Origin of the sequence: Bradyrhizobium sp. BLXBL-01, assembly GCF_051853025.1 — a bacterium.
GTDB lineage: Bacteria > Pseudomonadota > Alphaproteobacteria > Rhizobiales > Xanthobacteraceae > Bradyrhizobium.
Window position 1 is genome coordinate 4637458 of the sequence record NZ_CP182471.1, and the last position, 20687, is coordinate 4658144.

Below are 20687 nucleotides of genomic sequence, written 5' to 3' on the forward strand. Positions count from 1 at the left end.
CAAAGGCTCCGCATCGCCAATATACAGGGTTTCAAAAACCTGCAATGGCGTTCTTTGCCCATCCGTTGAAGGTCCGGTTATCATACTTCAATTGCCTTGACTACAAGCCTCATTTCGCTCCGGAAACGGCCGTTTGCCGCATGCCGCACCGCCCTGACGGGCGCTGCGGCACGAGACATCAGATCATGGCCATGCCGCCGTTGACGTGGATGGTCTGCCCGGTGACATAGGCTGCTTCGTTCGAGCTCAGATAGACGGCGGCCGCCGCGATGTCCTCGGGCGTTCCCAGGCGGGCGGCCGGAACCTTGGTCAGAATCGTTTCGCGCTGCTTGTCGTTGAGCGCATCGGTCATCGGCGTCTTGATGAAGCCGGGCGCGATGCAGTTCGCGGTCACGCCGCGCTTGGCGTATTCGGCCCCCAACGTCTTGATCATGCCGATCAGGCCGGCCTTCGACGCCGTATAATTGCCCTGCCCGGGATTGCCGGTGACGCCGACCACCGAGGTGATGGCGACGATGCGGCCGAAGCGCTTGCGCATCATCAGCTTGGTCGCGGCGCGCGCCAGGCGGAAGGTCGCGGTCAGATTGACGTTGATGACCTCGTCCCAGTCCTCGTCGCGAAGCTGCACGAAGAGATTGTCGCGCGTGATGCCGGCATTGGCGACGAGAATGTCGACCTGGCCCATCGCCGCTTCCGCAGCCGGCACCAGCGCCTCGACCTCATCGGCCTTGGAGAGATTGCAGGGCAGCACATGGGCGCGCTCGCCGAGCTTGCCGGCCAGCTCGTCCAGCACCTCCTTGCGCGTCCCTGATATGGCGACGGTGGCGCCCTGCGCGTGCAACGCCTGCGCGATCGCGCCGCCGATGCCGCCGGTCGCGCCGGTGACGAGCGCCTTTCGGCCAGTCAGATCGAACATTGATGACTCCCTTAAGCCTGCTTCGCAGCGGCCAATGCATCCTTGGCGGCGGCAATGTCGTTCGGGCCGCCGACCGCAATGCCGACCGCGCCGTCCGCGATGCGCTTGACGAGACCGGTCAGCACCTTGCCGGCACCGATCTCGAAGAAGCGGGTGACGCCCTGCCCGGCCATATAGGCCACCGACTCGCGCCAGCGCACCGTGCCGGTGACCTGCTCGACCAGGCGGCGGCGGATCTCGTCGGGATCGGTGATGGCGCTCGCCAGCACGTTCGAGACCAGCGGTGCCGCCGGCGCCTTGATCGTGACCTTCGAGAGCGCCTCCGCCATGGCATCCGCAGCCGGCTGCATCAGCTTGCAATGGAACGGGGCGGACACCGGCAGCAGCATCGCACGCTTGGCGCCCTTGGCCTTGGCGATCTCGACGGCGCGATCGACCGCGGCCTTGTCGCCGGAGACGACGACCTGGCCGCCGCCATTGTCGTTGGCGGCCTGGCAGACCTGCCCCTGCGCCGCCTCGCCGGCGACCTCCATGGCGGCCTCGTAGTCGAGACCGAGCAGCGCGGCCATCGCGCCGGCGCCGACCGGGACCGCCTTTTGCATTGCGAGACCGCGGGTGCGAAGCAGACGCGCAGTATCCGACACCGTCAGGCTGCCGGCCGCTGCCAGCGCCGAATATTCACCGAGCGAGTGGCCGGCGACGAAGGCCGCGTCTCGTCCCACGGAAAAACCAGCCTCAGCCTCGAGCACGCGCAAAGTCGCGACAGATACCGCCATCAGCGCCGGCTGGGCGTTCTCGGTGAGCTGGAGGGTTTCGGCCGGACCTTCCCAGATGATGGCCGTCAGCTTCTCGCCGAGCGCGGCATCGACCTCGTCGAACACGGCGCGCGCCACCGGAAAGGCCTCGGCCAGGGCTTTGCCCATGCCGACCGCCTGGGAACCCTGCCCAGGAAATGTGAATGCAGCCGTCATGGGCGCTCCCTGCTTGTCAGGCATGATCCCTTTCGAGAACCGGCAGCCGATTACGCGCGGCCTTGGTCCGTGGTTCCTTGGCCATGGTTCCTTGGGCCATGGTTCCGGATCATGCTCCAAAGGGGGCCGTAGACACCGTCCGGGGTCGCACTGTCAAGCCGAGACGGGAACCTGGAGCAGCATTCGCCGGGGAATGAACTCCCTCAAAACCCGCCGGCGGTCTGGTTGGCATCGACGTCCGCCCCGGCCCGCGCGCGGCGCGCACTGTTGACGAGTTGCCCCGGCCGATCCTCGCGATTCGGCTTTGCGGTGGCGAGCCGCAGCACCGAAGCGTAGTTCGGCTGCACCTCCATGCGGCCGGCGTAGCGGCTGGCACTCAGCAGGCGGTGTACCTTCGGTAAATTATAGCAAGGCACGTAGAACAAGAGATGATGCTCGAGGTGATAGTTCACATAATACGGCGCGATGAACAGGCGCTCGAGACAATTGGCATGCGTCGTGCGCGTGTTGCGCAAGGGGTCGCTGCTATCGGGGACGACGGCGTGCTCAGCGATGTTGCGGATGCGGGTGATGACCATCATCCAGGTCAATAGCGGCACCAGCCAGAGCAGCGGATAGGCCCACCACACGCCGGCCGCCGCGAGCGCGGCCAACATGATCCCGTTGACCACACATTGCGGGCCGAGCATCTCCCAGAAATGCGCCGCACGCTGCCGCCATGACCAGTCCCTTGGCCCGAGCGCGTTGAGCAGCTGCGCCTTGCGCTGCTGATAGCCGGTCTGCCCGGTGATGTCGCGGATGAACTTGCGGCGGTAGCTCAGCCCCGTGATCGGAAACGGCGCCGACAGCACGAGATCGGGATCATCCTCCTGCTGCGTGCGCGCGTGGTGCTGCAAGTGGTAGCGCCGGTAGCTGCGTGTCTCCGCAAACAGCGGATAGGCGCAGAACCACTGGCTCAGCGCCAGATTGGTTTTCTCGTCGGCGGACAGGCAGCCATGCGCACCGTCATGCATCAGGATCGCAAGGCCGAGCTGGCGTGAGCCGATGATGGCGACGGCAAAGATATAGGTGAGCGGATTGGGCCACCACGCCACCAGCGCGATGGCTCCAATGATCAGGGCCCAGGCGTGCGCGATCAGCGCAGCGCCTTTCCACGTCGCGCGCTGACGCACCTCGGCCAATTGATCATCGGTCAGGAAATCGCGGGCACGCATGCGAAGCGCGGTCATGGCCTAGCCCTCTCCGTTCGAATTGTCGGATGCTTCACGCGCCTCGACGAGACGCAGGCGCCCGGTGTCTTCAGTGGATTTCGCCTGCTCGCCCAGCACGCGCAGCATCTCGGCGCAGAGCGCCTCGGGCGAACGGCCCATCGCATAGCCTTCGAGAATGACGCCGATGGCGACGGCCCAGAAGCGCCGCGAGCTTTCGTCGGGCGCGCGCAGCGAGCGCCAGCCGTGCCGCTCGACCTGTCCCGCATAAGCGCGCGCACCCTCGCTGTGCAGGCGCTCGATGGTCCGCTCGACCAATGGCGCGAGATCCTGGCGCCGCCGCGTCAGCGTCAGCGCTTCGGCAAAGAAGGCGACCGAATCGCTCGCCGTCACGGTCTCGGCCAGTGCGCGGGTGTATTCCCGGGGCGTCTTCGCCTTCAGCGCCGCCTGCTCGGTGGCCCGCGCCAGGTACAGGAGATCGCGGCAGGCGCATTCGACGAACAGCGCCTCCTTGGTGCGGAAGTAATAGGTGATCTGGCTCGGAAATGCGTCCGCGGCGGCCGCAATGTCGGTGATCGCCGTGCCGGACAGCCCGCGCTCCCGAAACAGCGGGCTCGCAGCATCCAGAAGCAGCGACCGCATCTTGCGGCCGGCCGAGCGCGTCGCGCGCGCGGCGTGCTTGGGGGCGCCTGCCGCCTCGAGCGGCGCATCGGCCGACGTTTCCGCCATGGGATCCTCTCCGCTGGCTTATTTGTATGTCATACAAACAAATAGATCAAGCGAATCTTGGTATTGGAGGATGGGGGTCCTGCCGGTCTGGGAAGGAAGAACACGGCTCGAAATGGCCCCTCCAACCTTGCAAAGCCGGCCAAAATCCGTATAAGGCGCCCATCCGCAGACCCCGGCCGGGAGCTGAACGGACGGTCTCAGCAAATCATTCGTGATTTTGGTGTGGCAGGGCCAGTCGGCCCGTCGTCCCGTGTTTCCGCCTTCTGAGCTTGATCCCAGAGTCCTTTCCGAAGGCCTCTTAAGGGTTTGACGCCGGGCGATGCGCCAACATGAGGAAAGGACGACCATGCCTCTTTACGAGCATGTTTTTCTCGCGCGTCAGGACGCGAGCCCGCAGCAGGTCGAAGAGCTGACTGCGCAGATGACCGGTATCGTCGAGGGTCTCGGCGGCAAGATCACCAAGACCGAGAATTGGGGCGTGCGGTCCCTCACCTACCGCATGAACAAGAACCGCAAGGCGCACTTCGTGCTGCTCAACATCGACGCGCCGTCCGCGGCGATCGCCGAGATCGAGCGCCAGGAGCGCATCAGCGAGGACGTGATCCGCTATCTCAGCGTCCGCGTCGAGGAGCTCGAGGAAGGCCCGTCCGCGATGATGCGCAAGGCCGATCGCGACCGCGAGCGTGACGACCGTGGCGGTGGCTTCCGCGGTGAGCGCGAAGGCGGCTTCCGTGGCGACCGCGAGGGCGGTTTCCGCGGCGATCGCGGGCCGCGCCGCCCGCGTGACGAAGCTGAAACCACGGATGGGGAGTAAGAATCATGGCTGAAGCTGGTGCACGCCGCCCGTTTTTCCGTCGTCGCAAGAGCTGCCCGTTCACGGGCGCCAATGCTCCGAAGATCGACTACAAGGACTCCAAGCTCTTGATGCGTTACGTCTCCGAGCGCGGCAAGATCGTGCCGAGCCGCATCACCGCGGTGTCCGCGAAGAAGCAGCGTGAGCTCGCCCGCGCCATCAAGCGCGCGCGCTTCCTGGGCCTCTTGCCCTACGTCATTCGCTGACACGACCAATTCGACCGGCGGCCGCTCAGCCGCCGGTCGCGACTTCGAACTCATAAGGCTTCCGGGTCGTCCGGTCGCCGATGGTTGGGGCAAACGATGCCTCTAACCGCTCGAAGGGAGCGGGACAGCTGATGATGGCCTTTGGACTGATAGCCCTGATCGCCGGCGCTGCGTCGGCCCTGATGTTCGCCTCGATCATTTCGGGCGCGCTGATCTCGCTCGTCCTGTTCTATCTCGCTCCGCTCCCTCTGATGGTCGCCGCGATCGGCTGGGGCCCGCTTTGCGCGAGCCTCGGCGGCATCGCTGCCGCGATCGGCCTTGGCGCCCTGTTCGGCCTGCCCTACTGCATCGCCTTCGCCGTCACCGTCGCGTTGCCGGCGTGGTGGCTCGGCCATCTGGTCCTGCTCGGGCGTCAGGTGGGAAGCACAGCGCCTGCGACCGGCACGGCGCCCGCCGCGGAGCCGGACATCGAGTGGTACCCGGTCGGCCGCATCCTGCTCTGGATTGCAGGCTTCGCCACGCTGACCACGATGGCCGCTCTGCTCACGCTTGGGACCGACGCGGAGACCATCACCGGCACGTTGCGCCGTGGCCTGATGCGCCTCCTGCGCGCCACCGACCCGCAAACTTCGGGTGAAGCCAGTCAGTTCGTCGACGCCTTGGTGCGCATCGCACCGGCCGCCGCCACCATCGCTGCGACGATGACGCTAACTCTCAACCTCTGGCTCAGCGCCAAGGTGACCGCGACATCGGGCCGGCTGCGCCGTCCCTGGCCGGATCTCAAGGCCACCGAGCTGCCGCAGATGACGCTGGTTGTGCTGTGCATCTCGCTTGCCTTCTGCTTCACCGGTGGGCTGCTGGCCATCGTGGCGCAGATCGCCACCGCTGCGCTGATGATGAGCTATGCGCTGGCGGGTTTCGCCGTGCTGCATACGCTGACGCTCGCGCTGAACGGCCGCACGTTCTGGCTCGGCTCGACCTACGCCGCCGTCGTCGTGTTCGGGTGGCCCGTGATCGCGATGGTGATCCTCGGCCTTGCGGACGCCGTGTTCGGCTTCCGCGAGCGCTTCCTGCGCAGCCGGCAGCCGCCACCACTGCCTACCCCCTGAGTTCAACCCCGAAACTGAAACCCTACAGAGCACTTCAAAAGGAGAACGAATATGGAAGTCATTTTGCTGGAACGCGTCAACAAGCTCGGCCAGATGGGCGAAGTCGTGAAAGTTCGCGACGGCTATGCTCGCAATTTCCTGCTCAAGCGCGGCAAGGCGCTGCGCGCCACCGCCGACAACCGGGCCAAGTATGACGGCATGAAGGCCGAGCTCGAAGCGCGCAACCTCGCCTCGAAGGCCGAGGCGTCCAAGGTCGCCGAGAAGATCGAGGGCAAGAACATCATCGTGATCCGTCAGGCGTCGGAAGCCGGCCAGCTGTTCGGCTCGGTCAACGTGCGTGACATCGTGATCGCGTTCGAAGCCGACGGCGTTTCGCTCGCCCGTCCGCAGATCCAGCTCGACGCGCCGATCAAGACCATCGGCAAGCACTCGATCACCGTTGCCGTTCATCCCGAGGTCGAGGTCGAGATCACCGTGACGGTCGCGCGCAGCCAGGACGAGGCCGAGCGCATTAACCGCGGCGAGGACATCTCGACCCGCAACGAGGATCGCGATGCGGCCGCCGAAGCGATCGCCGCCGCCGGCGAGTTCTTCGATCCGGAAGCCCAGCACGACGACGTCGCGCCGGCCCCGGCCGCGGAAGAGAAGTAACTCCGATCTCGTCATTCCGGGATGGTCCGAAGGACCAGACCCGGAAGCTCGAGATATGGATCAGCCCGGTCGCGTCACGCGGCCGGGCTTTTCGTTTTTGCAGCGACGTCCTCGCTCAGCATCGCGATCGATGCCAGCGCGGTGGCCGTATGCTTCTCGACGCCGTCGCTGACGCAGAACACGTCAGCCGCGACCACCGCGACCTGGCGGCCGGGCTTGATGACCCTGGCACGGCAGATCAGCTTCTCGCCGACCGCGGGTGACAACAGATTGAGCTTGTATTCCGCCGTCAGCGCCGGCTGGCCGCGCGAGGTGGCGGCCGCAATCGTCGTGGCGTTGTCGACCAGGAAGGCGGTGACGCCGCCGTGGAAGAAGCCGTGCTGCTGCAAGAGCTCCGGCCGTCGCTGCACGGCGATGGTGCAGGTGCCGCGCGACAATTCGGAGAGCTCGGCGCCGACCAGGTTCATGAAACCCTGTCGGCCGACATTGGCGTGGATGCGCTCGGCAATCGGCGCAAATTCCGGATCAGCTTCGGCCCGCATGCGGTCTCCCCTTATTGCTTGTTGATGCGATCGAACGGCCTCAGCGCGCGCTTGGCGCAGGCGATCAGCGTGTCCGCCTCGATGCGCGGATCGGTGCGGTCGCGCCCCGACAGGAAGGCGCGGCAGAAGATCTGCGCCGGACCGATCAGCTGGCTTATGAACATTGCCGGCGTCATCGGCAGAAGCTCGCCGCTTGCGACCAGCGGCGCGCGCCAGCGCTCGATGCCTTCGGCAAGCCGCGCATTCTGCGCCCGCTGGGCGTCGCGCACGTCCTCGCCCCATTCGCTGCGCGAGATCTCGAAGAGGTAGCGCGCCTCGCGCCGGCTGGTGACGACCCAGTCGAGATGCGCCCGGATCAGGCGATCGATGCCGTGCTCGGCATCGGGCACGGGATCGAGCGCGGCCAGCACCGCAGAATGATATTGCCGCAGAACTTCCAGAAACAACGCACCGGCGAGCTCCTTCTTCGAGCCGAAGACGTGGAAGAAGCTGCCATTGGAAGCGCGCGCCCGGCTGCGGATCGCGGCCACCGTCGCGGCCTCGAAGCCGACGCGGTCGAACACCATCAGCCCGGCCGCCAACAGATCGTCTCGCACGCTCGCTGCCATCGCGCCTCCTGGAGTATTACTCTAGAGCAACGCTCTAGAACTGGTCAATACGGAGCGGAGGCCGCCATGAAGGCGGCCTCCGCTCGTCTGTCTAAGGACTGTAAAGGACTTACCGCGAGATCGGCGGTGCCGGCGGACCGGAGGACTCGGCCGGCGCCGCGGGCGGGGCCGGCTGCGGCCTGGCCGCCGGCTCGGAGCTGGCTGCGGGGGCGGCCGGCCTGGAAGCAGCCTCTTCGGCCGGCTTTGGCGCCGCCGGCTCGGCAGGCTTCGCGGCGGCAGGTGCAGCCGGCGTCACCTGCGGGACGGGGTCGGGTCGCGAGGCCGGAGCGTCGCCGCGCGGCTCGACCTTCGCAGTATCAGGCTTGGCCTCGACCGGCTTCTCCGATGCCTTGCCGCTGTCTGGCTCGGCCTTGGCACTGTCAGGCTTGACGGCCTCCGGCTTCGGCTCGCTCTTCTTGTCGTCAACCGCCGGTGCGGCCGCATCGACCTTCGGGGCTTCCTCGGTCCCGGGCTTGGCGCGGCGCTTGCCCTTGCGTCCCTCGGGCGCAGCCTGTCCCTCGGGCTTCGCGCCGTCATCGGCCGGCCGTGCGGCACGCTTCTGGCGCGTGCCCTCGGCGGCCGGAGTGGCGCCCTCGCCCTCGGGCCTGGCGGCCTCCTGCGCGCGCGGGCGTCGGCCCTGCTGCTCCGGCGAAGCGCCGTCCTTCTTGCCGTCCTTGGCCTGGTAGCGGGTGTCGGTGGCCCCATTGGAGACCAGATAGGCGGAGAGGACGCCCGCCATGTCCGAGCTCGTGGTGTAGTGCTGGCGCAGGAAACCGGGCAGCGAGCCGGGCGACACGGACTTCAGCAGTCCACGCGGGCTCTTGTGGCAGGCATTGCAGGTTTGCGCGAACAGCTGGGACGGGGACTTGCCGGCCTCGAGGTTCGTCGCCTGCGCAAGGACGGAATCGGCCGCACCGAAGCCAATCAGAAGCATCACCGTCGCGAGGCTGAGCGCTCGGCTCGACATTCCCATGATCTCCGTTGAATTTTACTGCGAAGCAGCCGGCATCCGGTGCGGCGGCGGTCACCTTTTAACCGATTGAGCCGCGAATGGAAGCAGGTCCACGCGCAAGGATGTGGTTAAGCGGTTTTCGAATATCTACTTTGAATACAGTGCAATAGCGCGGCCGGAACCGGCTCGCTAGATTTAGATGCAAACGCATAGGAACCGCTGCGGCGCCTGGGCGTCAGATATGAAGGCCGGGTTAGTCGCATCTTTCGGGTTCGCTCGAGAGGAGTGCCGATGGACCGTCTGTTGCGTCGATTCCTGTCTCAATTCATCCGCCGCGGCTCGCTGACGGTGACCGGCGCCAGCGGATCGAAGTTCACCGTCGGCGACGGCTCCGGCGAGCCGGTCGCGGTCCGCTTCGTCACCGCGGACGCCGAGCGGAGGGTCCTCATTAATCCCGAGCTGGGGCTTGGCGAGGCCTACATGAACGGCGAGTTCGTGGTCGAGCGTGGCAGCATAGCTGATGCCCTCGCGATCCTGCTCGATCAACCCGACCTATTGCCGCAGTGGGCAAAGCCGTGGTGGCACCTGCGTTACCTGACGCGGCACCTCAAGCAGTTCAATCCCCGCCCCCGCTCCCGTCAAAACGTCGCGCATCACTACGATCTCGACGGCCGGCTCTATTCGCTCTTTCTCGACGCCGACAAGCAATATAGCTGTGCCTATTTCGAGACGCCCGAGATGTCGCTGGACGACGCGCAGCTTGCCAAAAAAAGGCACATCGCCGCGAAGCTTCTCGTCAGGGACGGCCAGCGCGTGCTCGACATCGGCTCCGGCTGGGGCGGCCTCGGGCTCTATTTCGCCGAGATTGCAGGCGCCGACGTCACCGGCGTGACGCTGTCGACCGAACAGCTGCAGGTCGCCAATGCGCGCGCCGCCGAAAAGGGCGTGGCGGGCTCGGCCAGATTCCTGCTCCAGGATTATCGCGACGTCGACGGTACGTTCGACCGCATCGTCTCCGTCGGTATGTTCGAGCATGTCGGGGCAAGGTTTTACGACGCCTACTTCCAGCGCTGCGCCGAGCTGCTGAAGGAAGACGGCGTCATGCTGCTGCATTCGATCGGCCGTTCGCAGGGCCCGGATTCGACCAATCCCTGGATCGCCAAATACATCTTCCCCGGCGGCTACATCCCCGCGCTGTCGGAGGTGCTGCCGGCGATCGAGCGTGCGGGCCTCCTTGTCTGCGACATCGAGATTCTGCGCCTGCACTATGCCGAGACGCTGAGGGCTTGGCGCGAGCGCTTCATGGCGCGGCGCGAGGAAGCCGTGCAGCTCTACGACGAGCGCTTCGCCCTGATGTGGGAATTCTACCTGGCGGCCTGCGAGATGACGTTCCGCAAGCAAGCCATGATGAACTTCCAGATCCAGATCACCCGTCGCCAGGGCGTGGTGCCGATGACCCGCGACTACGTCCCGCGGGAGGAAGCCCGGCTGCGGGCGCGGGAGGGCGCGGCCACGCCAAGGCTCAAGCTGGCTGGCGAATAGGTCCGGATCCTAGTGACGAAGCGTCGAAGTCCCGGATGTCCGGAAAGACGCCGTTAACGCCAATTGCGCCCGCAATTCCAGCAGGATTTCGGGGGCGACCGGCTGGCGACGCACCTCGGGCCGCTCCGCATGCTTCATGGCGGCGACCAACCCGGACAGCCAAAGCCGGCTGCCTGCCTCGCTTCGCCAGTTCTGGTGCTGCCGTTCTGGCTGCATCGCTCGCCTCGTATCCCTGTCGGCGGGAAAAGAGATAATCCCCTGCCCCTCCGCCTGTTCCGGCATGACCCCGAAAGAATCCGGGGAGATGTGATCTGTTTCACATAAGTCTGGTCGGGCCTGGCTTAGACCGTCGCCATGAGCAAAGAGACCCAAACCTCATTCGACGTGCAGGACGACCTCCGCACCGATTACGCCCTGATCGTCACCGGCGTCGGGGCGGCCCTGGTTGCGCTGGTCTACCTCCTGCTGGTCTAAAGCCGAGCCGAATGCGGCTGCGCTGCGTCATTTCGCGCGCCTCCCCATAGGTCTGCGCGCCAGCCGACAGGGTTCATGGGTTTCAGGATTTTTCCAAGGCGCGACCGCGGCCCCTTTCGGACGAGCGAGCTCCGCCAAAATCCAGTCAAGCGCGGCGCATGCTGCGGCTGCTAATCATCCACCATTTTAACTGAGCGGTTGATAGCGGTCAGCTTTCGCTTCCGCTTTGCACCGAGGCGGCGCTTTATCCCGGCCCCGCATCCGCCCAAGAAAATTGCTAAGCACGTCCGACCATGGCACTGACTGATTCGAACGTTCTCAAACTCGCGCCCGATGCCGGAACTCCCGCCTATCGGAGCGCGCCGCACAATATCGAGGCGGAACAGAGCCTTCTGGGCGCGATCCTGGTCAACAACGACGCCTTCTACCGCGTCTCCGACTTCCTGGAGGCGAAGCACTTCTTCGAGCCGCTGCACCAGACCATCTTCGAGACCGCCAGCAGCCTGATCCGGATGGGCAAGATCGCCACCCCGGTCACGCTGAAGACGTTCCTGCCGGCCGATACCGACGTCGGCGGCATGACCATCGGCCAATATCTGGCGCGGCTTGCGGCCGAAGCGACCACCATCATCAACGCCCAGGATTATGGCCGCACCATCTACGATCTGTCCTTGCGCCGCGACCTGATCGGCATCGGCGAGGACATGGTCAACGTCGCCTATGACGCGCCGGTCGACTTCCAGCCGCGGGCACAGATCGAGGACGCCGAGCGAAAGCTGTACGAACTAGCCGAATCCGGCCGCTATGACGGCGGCTTCCAGAAGTTCTCGCAGGCGCTGGCGGTCGCGGTCGATCTCGCGGCCAAGGCGTTCCAGCGCGACGGAAAACTGTCCGGCATCTCGACGGGCATGCGCGACCTCGACACCAAGATGGGCGGCCTGCAGCACTCCGACCTCATCATCGTCGCGGGCCGTCCCGGCATGGGCAAGACCTCGCTCGCGACCAACATCGCCTACAATGTCGCCCGAGCCTACGTTCCGGAACTCCAGGCCGACGGCACCACGAAGGCCGCCAATGGCGGCGTGATCGGCTTTTTCTCCTGCGAAATGTCGGCCGACCAGCTCGCCACGCGTATCGTGGCCGAGCGCACCGGTGTTCCCTCCTCCCACATCCGCCGCGGCGGCATCTCGGAAGCCGATTTCGAGAAGATCCGGGAGGTCTCGATCGAGCTGCAATCGCTGCCGTTCTATGTCGACGCCACCGGCGGCCTGTCGATCGCGCAGCTGATGGCGCGCGCGCGCCGGCTGAAGCGCCAGAAGGGTCTCGATCTCCTGGTGATCGACTACATCCAGCTGCTCTCGGGTTCGAGCAAGCGCGCCAGCGACAGCCGCGTGCAGGAAATCACGGAGATCACGACCAGCCTTAAGGCGCTCGCCAAGGAGCTCAACGTTCCCGTGATCGCGCTGTCCCAGCTATCGCGCCAAGTCGAGTCCCGCGACGACAAACGGCCGCAGCTCTCAGACTTGCGTGAATCCGGATCAATCGAGCAGGACGCCGACGTTGTGCTGTTCGTTTACCGCGAGGAATATTACCTCGCCATGAAGGAACCCCGCCCAGGCACGCCTGAACACGAGAAGTGGCAGCTCGACATGAGTCTTGCGCACGGAAAGGCCGAGGTCATCATCGGCAAGCAGCGCCACGGCCCGACCGGCACCGTCGATTTGGCGTTCGAAGCCTCGGTCACGCGGTTCGGCGACCTGGCACCCGACAGTCAGCTGCCGGCTCGCAGCGACAACGACTACTGAGTTCCTTGAACCGGACCTACCTCTTGCGTAAAACGGCGCCATGACAATGGCGTCCGCCCCGAAATCGATCCCGCAATCCGGCCCACTCTCCGCGGAGGCCAACCAGGCCGCCGTGCTCGCGGCCTATGGCGGCGTGCTGACCGTCGATCTCGACGCGATCATCGCCAATTGGCGCAAGCTCGAGAAGACGGCGGTGCCGGCCGAATGTTCGGCGGTGATCAAGGCCGATGCCTATGGCTGCGGCGCCGAGCAGGTGTCGCGAGCCCTCAGCAAAGCCGGCTGCAAGACCTTCTTCGTCGCCACCATCGAGGAAGCGCGCAAGGTGCGCGCCGCCGTTCCCGAGCCCACGATCTACGTGCTCGGCGGCTACTTCCAGAACACCGGCGAGCACTACGCCAAGATCAATTGCCGTCCGGTGATCGGCGATCTCAACGAGCTCGCCGAATGGGACGTGTTCTGCCGCCGCACCGGCTGGAACGGGGGCGCTGCTATTCACATCGACACCGGCATGAACCGGCTCGGGCTGACGCTGTCGGAAGCGCAGGCCATCATCCCCCGCATCAATGCCGGCGATCACGGCATCACGCTGGTGATGAGCCATCTGGTCTCGGCCGAGCAGCTCAACAGCCCGATCAATGCCAGACAGCTCGCGGCCTTCCGCAGCATCGCCAGTGAGTTCACAGGCGTGCCGGCGGCGCTCGCCAACTCCTCCGGCATCTTCCTCGGCGCGCCGTTCCAGTTCGACCTGGTGCGGCCGGGAGCTGCGCTCTACGGCGTCAATCCGACGCCGGAGGCCGACAATCCCATGCAGCAGGTGGTCGACCTCAAGGCGCGCATCGTGCAGATCCGCACCATCGATCGCGGCGAGACCGTCGGCTATGGCGGCACCTGGACCGCGCGGCGTCCGACGAAACTCGCGATCATCGCGGTCGGTTACGCCGACGGCTATTTCCGTGCTGCGAGCTCCAATGACGGCACCCGCGGCGCCGATGTCATCGTGGCCGGCAAGCGCTGCCCTATCGCGGGCCGCATCTCCATGGACCTGATCGCGATCGACATCACCGATCTGGCGCCGAACGCGGTGCGGCGCGGCCACATGGTGACGCTGCTCGGCGAAGGCATCACCGTCGACGAGCTCGCGCACCATTTCGGCACGATCGGCTATGAGGTGCTGACCAGCCTCGGCCACCGCTATGCCCGCGTCTACAAGGGCGGCAATGTCGAGGAGCCGCTGACGAAGCCGGAGCCCGCGTCGAACGCCGGGCAGCCGCCCGCCCCGCCAATCGAGCAGCCGCCGGCGTTGCCGCCGCTGCCAAGTTAAGCGACGCTCTCGTGCCCCGGACGCAGTGCAGCGCTCCTTCAGCGCTCCGCTGCAGAGCCGGGGCCCATCTCTCGACAGTGTGCCGTGTCGCCTTCTGGATCCCGGCTCGCGCTCCGCGCGTCCGGGACACGAGGGCTACTTCTTCTTTCTGCTGTCCAGCGCTGTCTTGCAGGTGGCGCTGAGCTGGTCGCGCTTGGCGTTGAGACAGGCGACGATGCCGCCGCCCGGCGCGATGCCGGCGCAGAATTTGTCATAGTCCGCCTTGCACGCGCCGCGCGTTTCGGCTGACTGTGCCGTGGCCCCGGAGAACGCGACGACGAAGGCAGTAGCGGCAAAGCTCAATTTGAACATTGTATCTCCGAGGACGGAAGGCAGGAGCCGGTAGCTCTACATGAAGATCGCGACATTCAACATCAACAACATCAACCGCCGCCTGCCCAATCTGTTGGCATGGCTGCGCGCGGCGAAGCCCGATGTCGTCGCGCTTCAGGAGTTGAAGGCAAGTGATGGCGAATTTCCGGCGGCCGCCATCGAAAAGGCCGGCTATGGCGCGGTGTGGCGTGGACAAAAGACATGGAACGGCGTTGCCATCCTCGCCCGCAACGCCGAGCCTGTGCTGACGCGCGACCGGTTGCCGGGAAAGCCCGCCGATCTCGAAGCGCGCTACATCGAGGCCGCCGTGCGCGGCGTCATCGTCACCAGCATCTACCTGCCCAACGGCAATCCGCAGCCGGGGCCGAAATTCGACTACAAGCTCGACTGGTTCGCGCGGCTGCGGCGCCACGCCAAGACCTTCATCAAGCAGGACCTGCCAGTGGTGCTCGCCGGCGACTACAACGTCGCGCCCACGGAGATCGACATCTATCCGACGCGCTCATGGGACAAGGATGCGCTGATCCAGCCGAAGAGCCGCGCGGCCTTTGCCGCGCTGGTCGAGCAAGGGTGGTACGACGCGATCCGCGAATTGCATCCTGACAAGCGCATCTACACGTTCTGGGACTACATGCGGAACCGCTGGCCGCGCGATGCGGGCCTGCGGCTCGACCATCTCCTGCTCAGCCCGGCCCTCGCCCCGCGTCTCGCCAAAGCCGGCGTCGACAAGAAGATCCGCGGCGAGGATGGCGCGAGCGACCACGCGCCGGCGTGGGTGGTGTTGCGGTGACCCTCACCACAAATTCCTGCCGTCGATTACGTTCACCGGCACGGCCTCCAGATCGAAATCGTCGAACAGGCGCGCGTTGACGGCAACCTTGGGATTGTCGAAATCGGGCTTGCCGGTCGACCAGTCCGGCGACTCCGAATAGGTGCCGCAGCCGCACGTCGCGCAAAAATGGTGTTTGACGGTGCGGCTGCCCCAGAGATAGGTCGCCACGTTCTCCGGCGGCGACAGCAATCGGAATTGCGCAGGCTTGTAATAGGCCCACAGCGCGCCGCGCTTGGCGCAGAGCGTGCAGGTGCAGCGCGTCACGCTCGAAGGCGCCTCCGTCACCTCGAACACTGTCTCACCGCAATGACAGCTTGCCTCGATCGGCATGATCCGCTCCCGTTTTGTCAGGAGCGCGGTCGTAGCCGGCCGCTGCTGCCAACATGCTGTCAGCAGCGGCACGGTCAAAACAAAAAGGTGAAAACAACCCCATGCATAGTAGGAGACCTCAGTCCGGTCACACAGCGCACCGCGCCGGCGTGAGAGGCTCTTCAGGTGGCCCCCTCATCGGGAATATTGAGAACATTGCCGCAGGCCTTACAATGGACGGCGTCGGCATCATGCCTCTGGAGTCCGCAAGTCGGGCACGGAAATCGCACCTTGTGCGGACTGAGCAGTGCGCGGGCGAGATTGAAGAACAGCGTGACGCCGAAAATCATGATCACGACGGTGATCAAGCGGCCGACCGTGCCCGGCAGGGTAATGTCGCCGAAGCCGGTCGTCGTCAGTGCCGTGACGGTGAAATACAGGGCATCGGCATAGTTCCGGATCTCATCGTTCCGAAACTTCTGGGTCTCGTAGACGACGCCGGTCATGACGAAGATGAAGACCGCCAGATTCGTGACGGCGAAGATGACGTCTTCATTGCGACGAAAGAATGGAGAATCGAGGCGGAGCCTCACCAGCATCTGGTAGTCGCGAAGCAGCCCCAACGTCCGCAGGATCCGGAGAAAGCCGCCCGCTTCGCCGGCAAGCGGCGCCAGGAAGGACACGATCGCGACCATGTCTGCCCAGGTCGCGAGCTGGGTGAACTTCCGAAGCGGATGCCGATCGACCAGGAGCCGAGCCGAGAAGTCGAGAAGCAGTATGGCGCCGAACAGAACATCGAGCGTCTCGACGATGCCACTGGGCTGCAGGAACGAGGTTGCAATGATGAACAGCACCGTCACGATATCGAAGACGAGCAGCGCATAGCGGAAGCGCACGCCGTCCGGCGTTGCGCCCTCGTAAAGGCGGCGGACCTTGCTTCGGAGAGACGTTATGGTCACGGCACCATGATCGCGGTTCGCACGAATGATGCCAACTCGGAACGGGTGCCGCAAGGTCCGCCCCAATCGCGCTGTTTCTGCCGGAGCAGCAGAACGTTGCCGTCCCCGAAAGATGGCGCGCGCAATTCAGGAACGAGGAGAACGAGGCAGCACTCGAGACAATGTTCGCCCTCTCCGGTCCCTCCGGCTACACTGCTCCGATTCCCGGAGCGCTCCTCTTGGCCTTTCTCTTCGTCCTCACCGTCGGTCTCGCCGCCGGCACCATCTCAGGCATCGTCGGCACCGGCTCGTCGATCATGCTGATGCCGGTGCTGGTCTATGCCTACGGGCCGAAGGAGGCCGTGCCGATCATGGCGGTGGCCTCTGTGATGGCGAACTTCTCCCGGATCCTGGCGTGGTGGCGCGAGGTCGATTGGCGGGCCTGTGCGGCCTATTCGGTCACGGGCATTCCGGCGGCGGCGCTCGGCGCGCGGACGTTGCTGGCACTGCCCGCGCATGCCGTCGATCTCGCCATCGGCCTCTTCCTGATCGCGATGGTGCCGGTGCGGCACTGGCTGGCGCGGCACGACCTCAAGGCCAATCTCTGGCATCTTGCGATCGGCGGCGCGGTGATCGGCTATCTCACCGGCATCGTGGTCTCGACCGGGCCGCTCAGCGTGCCGCTGTTCCTGTTCTACGGCCTGTCCAAGGGCGCCTTTCTCGCCACGGAGGCGGCCTCCTCGCTCGGCCTCTATTTCGCGAAGTCGGTGACCTTCGAGCGTTTCGGCGCGCTGACCGGCGAGGTCTTCATCAAGGGCCTGATCGCGGGCTCCTCGCTGATGTCGGGCGCCTTCATCGCCAAGCGCTTCGTGCTGCACCTGAAGCCGGACGTGTTCCGCCTGGTGATGGACGCGATCATGATCGCGGCCGGGCTCTCGATGCTCTGGAGCGCAGCGCAGCCGTAACCCGGCCACGGCTCAGGCGGCGAATTCCGGGGTGATCGATGGGCTGTCAGCCATGACGCGGCTCGCCGCCGCCGGCTGGCCATCGAGCCATTGCAGCACGGCCTCGAGCGGCTGCGGCCGCTGGTAGAGGAATCCCTGTCCGAGCCGCACGCCCATCTCGCGCATGGCCGCGGCCTGCTCGGCGCGCTCGATGCCTTCGGCGACCAATGTCAGCCCCAACGTGGCGGCGAGCGATGCGATGACGCCGACGATCGCCTTGTCCTCCGCGCTGCCGGGAATTTCGCTGATGAATGCCTTGTCGATCTTCACCTTGTCGAGCGGAAACCGGCGCAGATGGGCGAGCGAAGAGTAGCCGGTGCCGAAATCGTCGAGCGCGATCGTGGCGCCCAGGCGCCGCAGGCGATGCAGCGTTTCGGAGGCGCTGGCGATGTTGTTGATCAGCGATCCCTCGGTGATCTCGAGCTCGAGCATCGATGCCGCGACACCGAAGCGCGCGCAGGTCGCGCGCAGCTCGGCGGCGAGCGAATGGTCGGCAAGCTCGGACGGCGGCAGATTGATCGCGATCCGGATCTGCGGCCTGCCCGCAGCCGCCAATTGCTGCAAGGCCTGGCAGGCATCGGTCAGCACGTACCGGGTCAGCCGCGCATTGTTGCCGCTGCGCTCGATCAGCGGCAAGAATTCGCCGGGGCCGATCACGCCGTGCTCGGGATGGCGCCAGCGGATCAGCGCTTCCAGGCCGACCACCTCATGGCTGCCGAGATCGACCTGGCTCTGGTACCAGACCTCGAACTGGCCTTCGGCAAAGCCGGTGGGAATGGCGAGCTCGAGATCCCTGCGGCGGCGATAATCGCGCTGGAGCGCTTCGTCCAGCACGGCGACCGTGCCGGGCGCCTTGCTCTTGGCATGATAGAGCGCGATGTCGGCGAGCGTCGGCAGATGCGACAGCTCCGGATCGTCGGCGTGGCGCACGGCAAGTCCGATGCTGGCGCGCGGCACCACTTGCTTGTCGTGGAGGCGGATCGGCTCGGAAATGGCATCGAGCACGCGTTGAGCGAATGCGTGCGCGGCCTGTTCGTCGCTCACCTCGGGACGAATGACGACGAACTCGTCGCCGCCGAGCCGGGCAACCCAGTCCTCGGCTTCGACCGCGCGACGAAGGCGCTGCGAGATCTGGACCAGGAACGCATCGCCGGCCTCGTGTCCGAAGGTATCGTTGATGCCCTTGAAGTCGTCGAGATCGATGAAGCAGAACGCGACCAGCGTATCCGCCGCGCCTCCATTCTGGCTCGTCACGGCGAGGCGCTCGGTCAGGGAGCGCCGGTTCGGCAGCCCGGTCAGCGGATCGTGCGTCGCCATGTGCCCGAGCCGGTCCAGCGCGCCTGACGTCGTGTGCTGCATGGCGTTGAAGGCGCGCGCGAGCTGGCCGAATTCGTTCGAGGACGTGACATCAGCCGGATAGGCGCGGCCGTCCTGCTTGCTGCGCTGGATCGCCGACATCATGGCCGCGAGCGGCCTGCCGATGAAGATGTTGGCGGAGATCCGCATGGCGATCAGGGTCGCGAAGGTTGCGAGCAGCCCGACGACGAGCAGCAGCATCAGGCGGCTGCCCGCATCCGCGTAGAGCGCCGTACGCGAATAGGCGATGGCGATGCGGCCGGCCTGAACGGCCATATTGCCGTTGCTGTAGCGGATCGAGTGCGAGACCTCAGCAACCGACTGGCCTTCCGAGCGCGCGACCACACGGGCTATCGCGGCGCCTGTATCGTCATAGACGGCCGCCGCCGCGATGGTCTCGTCGTGCATGATCTCGTTGAGCACGCCCGTGACCTGGTCGTAGCGCATCTTCCAGAGCGGCTCGGCGATCAGCTCGGCGCGGCTCTCGGCGACGCGGGCGATGCGGGCGTCGAGCTGCCTGAGCTGCGACCAGAAGCTCGATGCCTCGACGCCGGCGGAGGCGAGCAATTGCACCAGCAGCAGAACGGGCACGGTGGCCCAAATCATCGCGTGGACGACCGAGCGCAAGCGCGGTGGCTCTTCCTGCTGGTTGCGATCCGAATCGGTCATCGCCTCATCCTTGCGCATCAATCCGCAACGCCTTCGGCAAGCGGCAGCGACGAGATGAGCGCACCGACGGAGAAGTCATATTGGCCGCAGCGCCCGGCCTGCACCCGGAACCGCGTGAAGTCGATCCGGTCGAACGCCCGGGTCCTGATGAGGTCGCCGACAGACGCGAGATTGTCGCGGGTGATTGCCGACGTCTTGACCTCGACGCGGGGCGAAACGGCGGCGAAATCGCAGCCGTCGGCATAATCGCGCAGCAGAACGACGGACCAGCCGCCGAGCAGGAAATGCCCGCCATCGGTCAGGAGCATGCGGCCGGCCTTGATCTCGCGCATCGCATCCTCCGACCAGTTGAGGCCGACCACCTGGATGTTCTGGCCGGGCACGAGGCCCGCGGCGATTGCCGCACGTAGCGCGCCGAGCGCCATCGGATCGTTTCCAGCCCAGATCCCGGCAGGCCGGATTTCCTTGCGTGCGGCCCAGCTCAGATAGTTTGCCGTAACCCGCTCGGCCTCGGACTGCGTCCAGTTGGCGAACAACATGCGGTCCACCACGACGTCGGACGCAGTATCCACCGCGAGCTTGAGACCGGCGTTGCGGGCGATCGAGGCGGGCGTGGTCTCGTCGCCTCCGATGCCGAGAATGTGGATCTTGCCGTCCGCGCTCTGCCATTTCTCGGCACGCGCGGCCGTGATCAGCGCGTCGGCCATCCGCGCGCCCGCGGTCTGAAGATCGGTCGTGATGTCGCCGAGCCAGGTCTTGAGCTTTTGCCTCGGCGGTCCAAGACGCACCGCGTCCTCGCCGATCAGCGTGTTCGAAAGCAGCAGCGTCTTGACGCCCGCGGCTTCGGCGGCCTCCAGGATGGGAACGGCGGCGGATTCCTCGTTCGACAGGATGAGGAAGTCCGGCTTGTCGGCACGGGCCACCACGCCGAAGCCGAGCTCCTGCATGGTGCGGTAGTTCCGCTCGCTGGTCAGCACCTCGACATGCGCGTCGAGCTTGCGGCCGGCGGCCTGCATGGTCTGCGCGACCATGTCCCAATAGACCTCGCCGGACTTGCCGGGATTGACGAAGACGATGTTGAGGGGCTTGGCAAGGCTGCGGCCAGCGGACCCGAAAACGCCGCAGGCCACGCCCGCCGCGAGCAATATTCGCAGAAATCTCGTCATCTTCGCCGCCCCCGTTGGTTCCGAGATTGGACCCCCGTCCGCTAAGAATTGGCAAAATCCAGCCGGGCACGGCGGCACAGAGCTAACGAAGGGTATATCTCCGGTGCCAAATTGA

The 20687-nt window shown here is 65.7% G+C and carries 22 protein-coding genes; 9 read left to right on the top strand and 13 right to left on the bottom strand.

What is annotated here, in order from left to right; translation table 11 throughout:
• Nucleotides 1-178 precede the first annotated feature (178 nt).
• The 4 genes from fabG to ACNJYA_RS21700 all read right to left on the bottom strand — a co-directional run bounded on the left by fabG (nucleotide 179) and on the right by ACNJYA_RS21700 (nucleotide 3824).
• Complete coding sequence (gene fabG, locus ACNJYA_RS21685) at nucleotides 179-916, bottom strand: 3-oxoacyl-[acyl-carrier-protein] reductase (RefSeq protein WP_172786449.1); 738 nt, start codon at nucleotides 914-916, stop codon at nucleotides 179-181.
• Nucleotides 917-927: 11 nt separating this feature from the next.
• Nucleotides 928-1887, bottom strand: a complete 960-nt coding sequence (gene fabD, locus ACNJYA_RS21690) for an ACP S-malonyltransferase (protein WP_172786448.1) — start codon at nucleotides 1885-1887, stop codon at nucleotides 928-930.
• A 203-nt stretch (nucleotides 1888-2090) separates the two neighbouring features.
• Nucleotides 2091-3116 carry a fatty acid desaturase family protein gene (locus ACNJYA_RS21695; RefSeq protein WP_439363263.1) on the bottom strand — a complete coding sequence of 342 codons (1026 nt, stop codon included), beginning with the start codon at nucleotides 3114-3116 and terminating at the stop codon, nucleotides 2091-2093.
• A gap of 3 nt (nucleotides 3117-3119) precedes the next feature.
• Nucleotides 3120-3824, bottom strand: a complete 705-nt coding sequence (locus ACNJYA_RS21700) for a TetR/AcrR family transcriptional regulator C-terminal domain-containing protein (RefSeq protein ID WP_439363264.1) — start codon at nucleotides 3822-3824, stop codon at nucleotides 3120-3122.
• A gap of 346 nt (nucleotides 3825-4170) precedes the next feature.
• Between ACNJYA_RS21700 and rpsF the strand changes: the two genes are divergently transcribed.
• The 4 genes from rpsF to rplI all read left to right on the top strand — a co-directional run bounded on the left by rpsF (nucleotide 4171) and on the right by rplI (nucleotide 6643).
• Nucleotides 4171-4638, top strand: a complete 468-nt coding sequence (gene rpsF / locus ACNJYA_RS21705) for a 30S ribosomal protein S6 (protein WP_025035823.1) — start codon at nucleotides 4171-4173, stop codon at nucleotides 4636-4638.
• Between the two features lie 5 nt (nucleotides 4639-4643).
• A complete protein-coding gene (rpsR, locus tag ACNJYA_RS21710; RefSeq protein ID WP_007592020.1) occupies nucleotides 4644-4883 on the top strand; it encodes a 30S ribosomal protein S18 in 240 nt (79 codons plus the stop codon).
• A gap of 131 nt (nucleotides 4884-5014) precedes the next feature.
• Nucleotides 5015-5992 (top strand): DUF2232 domain-containing protein, encoded by a 978-nt coding sequence (locus ACNJYA_RS21715; protein WP_172786445.1) that lies wholly within the window; start codon nucleotides 5015-5017, stop codon nucleotides 5990-5992.
• 51 nt (nucleotides 5993-6043) lie between these two features.
• Nucleotides 6044-6643, top strand: a complete 600-nt coding sequence (gene rplI, locus ACNJYA_RS21720) for a 50S ribosomal protein L9 (protein ID WP_172786444.1) — start codon at nucleotides 6044-6046, stop codon at nucleotides 6641-6643.
• A 74-nt stretch (nucleotides 6644-6717) separates the two neighbouring features.
• Here the strand turns inward: rplI and ACNJYA_RS21725 are convergent, their stop codons facing one another.
• The 3 genes from ACNJYA_RS21725 to ACNJYA_RS21735 form a co-directional block, all read right to left on the bottom strand.
• Nucleotides 6718-7185 carry a PaaI family thioesterase gene (locus tag ACNJYA_RS21725; RefSeq protein WP_212257535.1) on the bottom strand — a complete coding sequence of 156 codons (468 nt, stop codon included), beginning with the start codon at nucleotides 7183-7185 and terminating at the stop codon, nucleotides 6718-6720.
• A gap of 11 nt (nucleotides 7186-7196) precedes the next feature.
• Nucleotides 7197-7793, bottom strand: a complete 597-nt coding sequence (locus ACNJYA_RS21730) for a TetR/AcrR family transcriptional regulator (RefSeq protein WP_439400710.1) — start codon at nucleotides 7791-7793, stop codon at nucleotides 7197-7199.
• 109 nt (nucleotides 7794-7902) lie between these two features.
• Nucleotides 7903-8799, bottom strand: coding sequence for a hypothetical protein (locus ACNJYA_RS21735; RefSeq protein ID WP_439400711.1), 897 nt, complete (start codon nucleotides 8797-8799; stop codon nucleotides 7903-7905).
• Between the two features lie 276 nt (nucleotides 8800-9075).
• Here ACNJYA_RS21735 and ACNJYA_RS21740 point away from each other — a divergent pair, with 276 nt between their 5' ends.
• Nucleotides 9076-10326 carry an SAM-dependent methyltransferase gene (locus tag ACNJYA_RS21740; RefSeq protein ID WP_172786440.1) on the top strand — a complete coding sequence of 417 codons (1251 nt, stop codon included), beginning with the start codon at nucleotides 9076-9078 and terminating at the stop codon, nucleotides 10324-10326.
• A 9-nt stretch (nucleotides 10327-10335) separates the two neighbouring features.
• Here ACNJYA_RS21740 and ACNJYA_RS21745 read toward each other — a convergent pair whose 3' ends face one another.
• Nucleotides 10336-10608, bottom strand: a complete 273-nt coding sequence (locus ACNJYA_RS21745; protein ID WP_246571336.1) for a transcriptional regulator — start codon at nucleotides 10606-10608, stop codon at nucleotides 10336-10338.
• 485 nt (nucleotides 10609-11093) lie between these two features.
• Here ACNJYA_RS21745 and ACNJYA_RS21750 point away from each other — a divergent pair, with 485 nt between their 5' ends.
• Together ACNJYA_RS21750 and alr are read left to right on the top strand one after the other, a co-directional pair.
• On the top strand, nucleotides 11094-12605 hold the full coding sequence (locus ACNJYA_RS21750) for a replicative DNA helicase (protein ID WP_439400712.1): 1512 nt from the start codon (nucleotides 11094-11096) through the stop codon (nucleotides 12603-12605).
• A gap of 46 nt (nucleotides 12606-12651) precedes the next feature.
• Nucleotides 12652-13926, top strand: coding sequence for an alanine racemase (alr, locus tag ACNJYA_RS21755; RefSeq protein WP_439403460.1), 1275 nt, complete (start codon nucleotides 12652-12654; stop codon nucleotides 13924-13926).
• 135 nt (nucleotides 13927-14061) lie between these two features.
• Here the strand turns inward: alr and ACNJYA_RS21760 are convergent, their stop codons facing one another.
• The gene (locus tag ACNJYA_RS21760) at nucleotides 14062-14277 is read right to left on the bottom strand and encodes a hypothetical protein (protein WP_172786439.1); all 216 of its coding nucleotides are present in this window, start codon (nucleotides 14275-14277) and stop codon (nucleotides 14062-14064) included.
• Between the two features lie 40 nt (nucleotides 14278-14317).
• Between ACNJYA_RS21760 and ACNJYA_RS21765 the strand changes: the two genes are divergently transcribed.
• Entirely contained in the window at nucleotides 14318-15088 is a 771-nt protein-coding gene (locus ACNJYA_RS21765; RefSeq protein ID WP_439400714.1) for an exodeoxyribonuclease III, read from the top strand.
• A gap of 3 nt (nucleotides 15089-15091) precedes the next feature.
• Here ACNJYA_RS21765 and ACNJYA_RS21770 read toward each other — a convergent pair whose 3' ends face one another.
• Together ACNJYA_RS21770 and ACNJYA_RS21775 are read right to left on the bottom strand one after the other, a co-directional pair.
• The gene (locus tag ACNJYA_RS21770; RefSeq protein ID WP_439400715.1) at nucleotides 15092-15460 is read right to left on the bottom strand and encodes a GFA family protein; all 369 of its coding nucleotides are present in this window, start codon (nucleotides 15458-15460) and stop codon (nucleotides 15092-15094) included.
• A gap of 161 nt (nucleotides 15461-15621) precedes the next feature.
• Nucleotides 15622-16398: a potassium channel family protein gene (locus tag ACNJYA_RS21775; RefSeq protein ID WP_439400716.1), complete on the bottom strand. Its 777-nt coding sequence runs from the start codon at nucleotides 16396-16398 to the stop codon at nucleotides 15622-15624.
• A 218-nt stretch (nucleotides 16399-16616) separates the two neighbouring features.
• On the opposite strand from ACNJYA_RS21775, the gene ACNJYA_RS21780 reads away from it, so the two are divergent.
• Nucleotides 16617-17342 (top strand): sulfite exporter TauE/SafE family protein, encoded by a 726-nt coding sequence (locus ACNJYA_RS21780; protein ID WP_439400717.1) that lies wholly within the window; start codon nucleotides 16617-16619, stop codon nucleotides 17340-17342.
• 12 nt (nucleotides 17343-17354) lie between these two features.
• On the opposite strand, the gene ACNJYA_RS21785 is transcribed toward ACNJYA_RS21780, so the two are convergent.
• Nucleotides 17355-19424, bottom strand: a complete 2070-nt coding sequence (locus ACNJYA_RS21785) for a putative bifunctional diguanylate cyclase/phosphodiesterase (RefSeq protein ID WP_439403461.1) — start codon at nucleotides 19422-19424, stop codon at nucleotides 17355-17357.
• Nucleotides 19424-20572: an ABC transporter substrate-binding protein gene (locus ACNJYA_RS21790; protein ID WP_439400718.1), complete on the bottom strand. Its 1149-nt coding sequence runs from the start codon at nucleotides 20570-20572 to the stop codon at nucleotides 19424-19426. The genes ACNJYA_RS21785 and ACNJYA_RS21790 overlap by 1 nt, the downstream gene beginning before the upstream one ends.
• Between the last annotated feature and the right edge of the window lie 115 nt (nucleotides 20573-20687).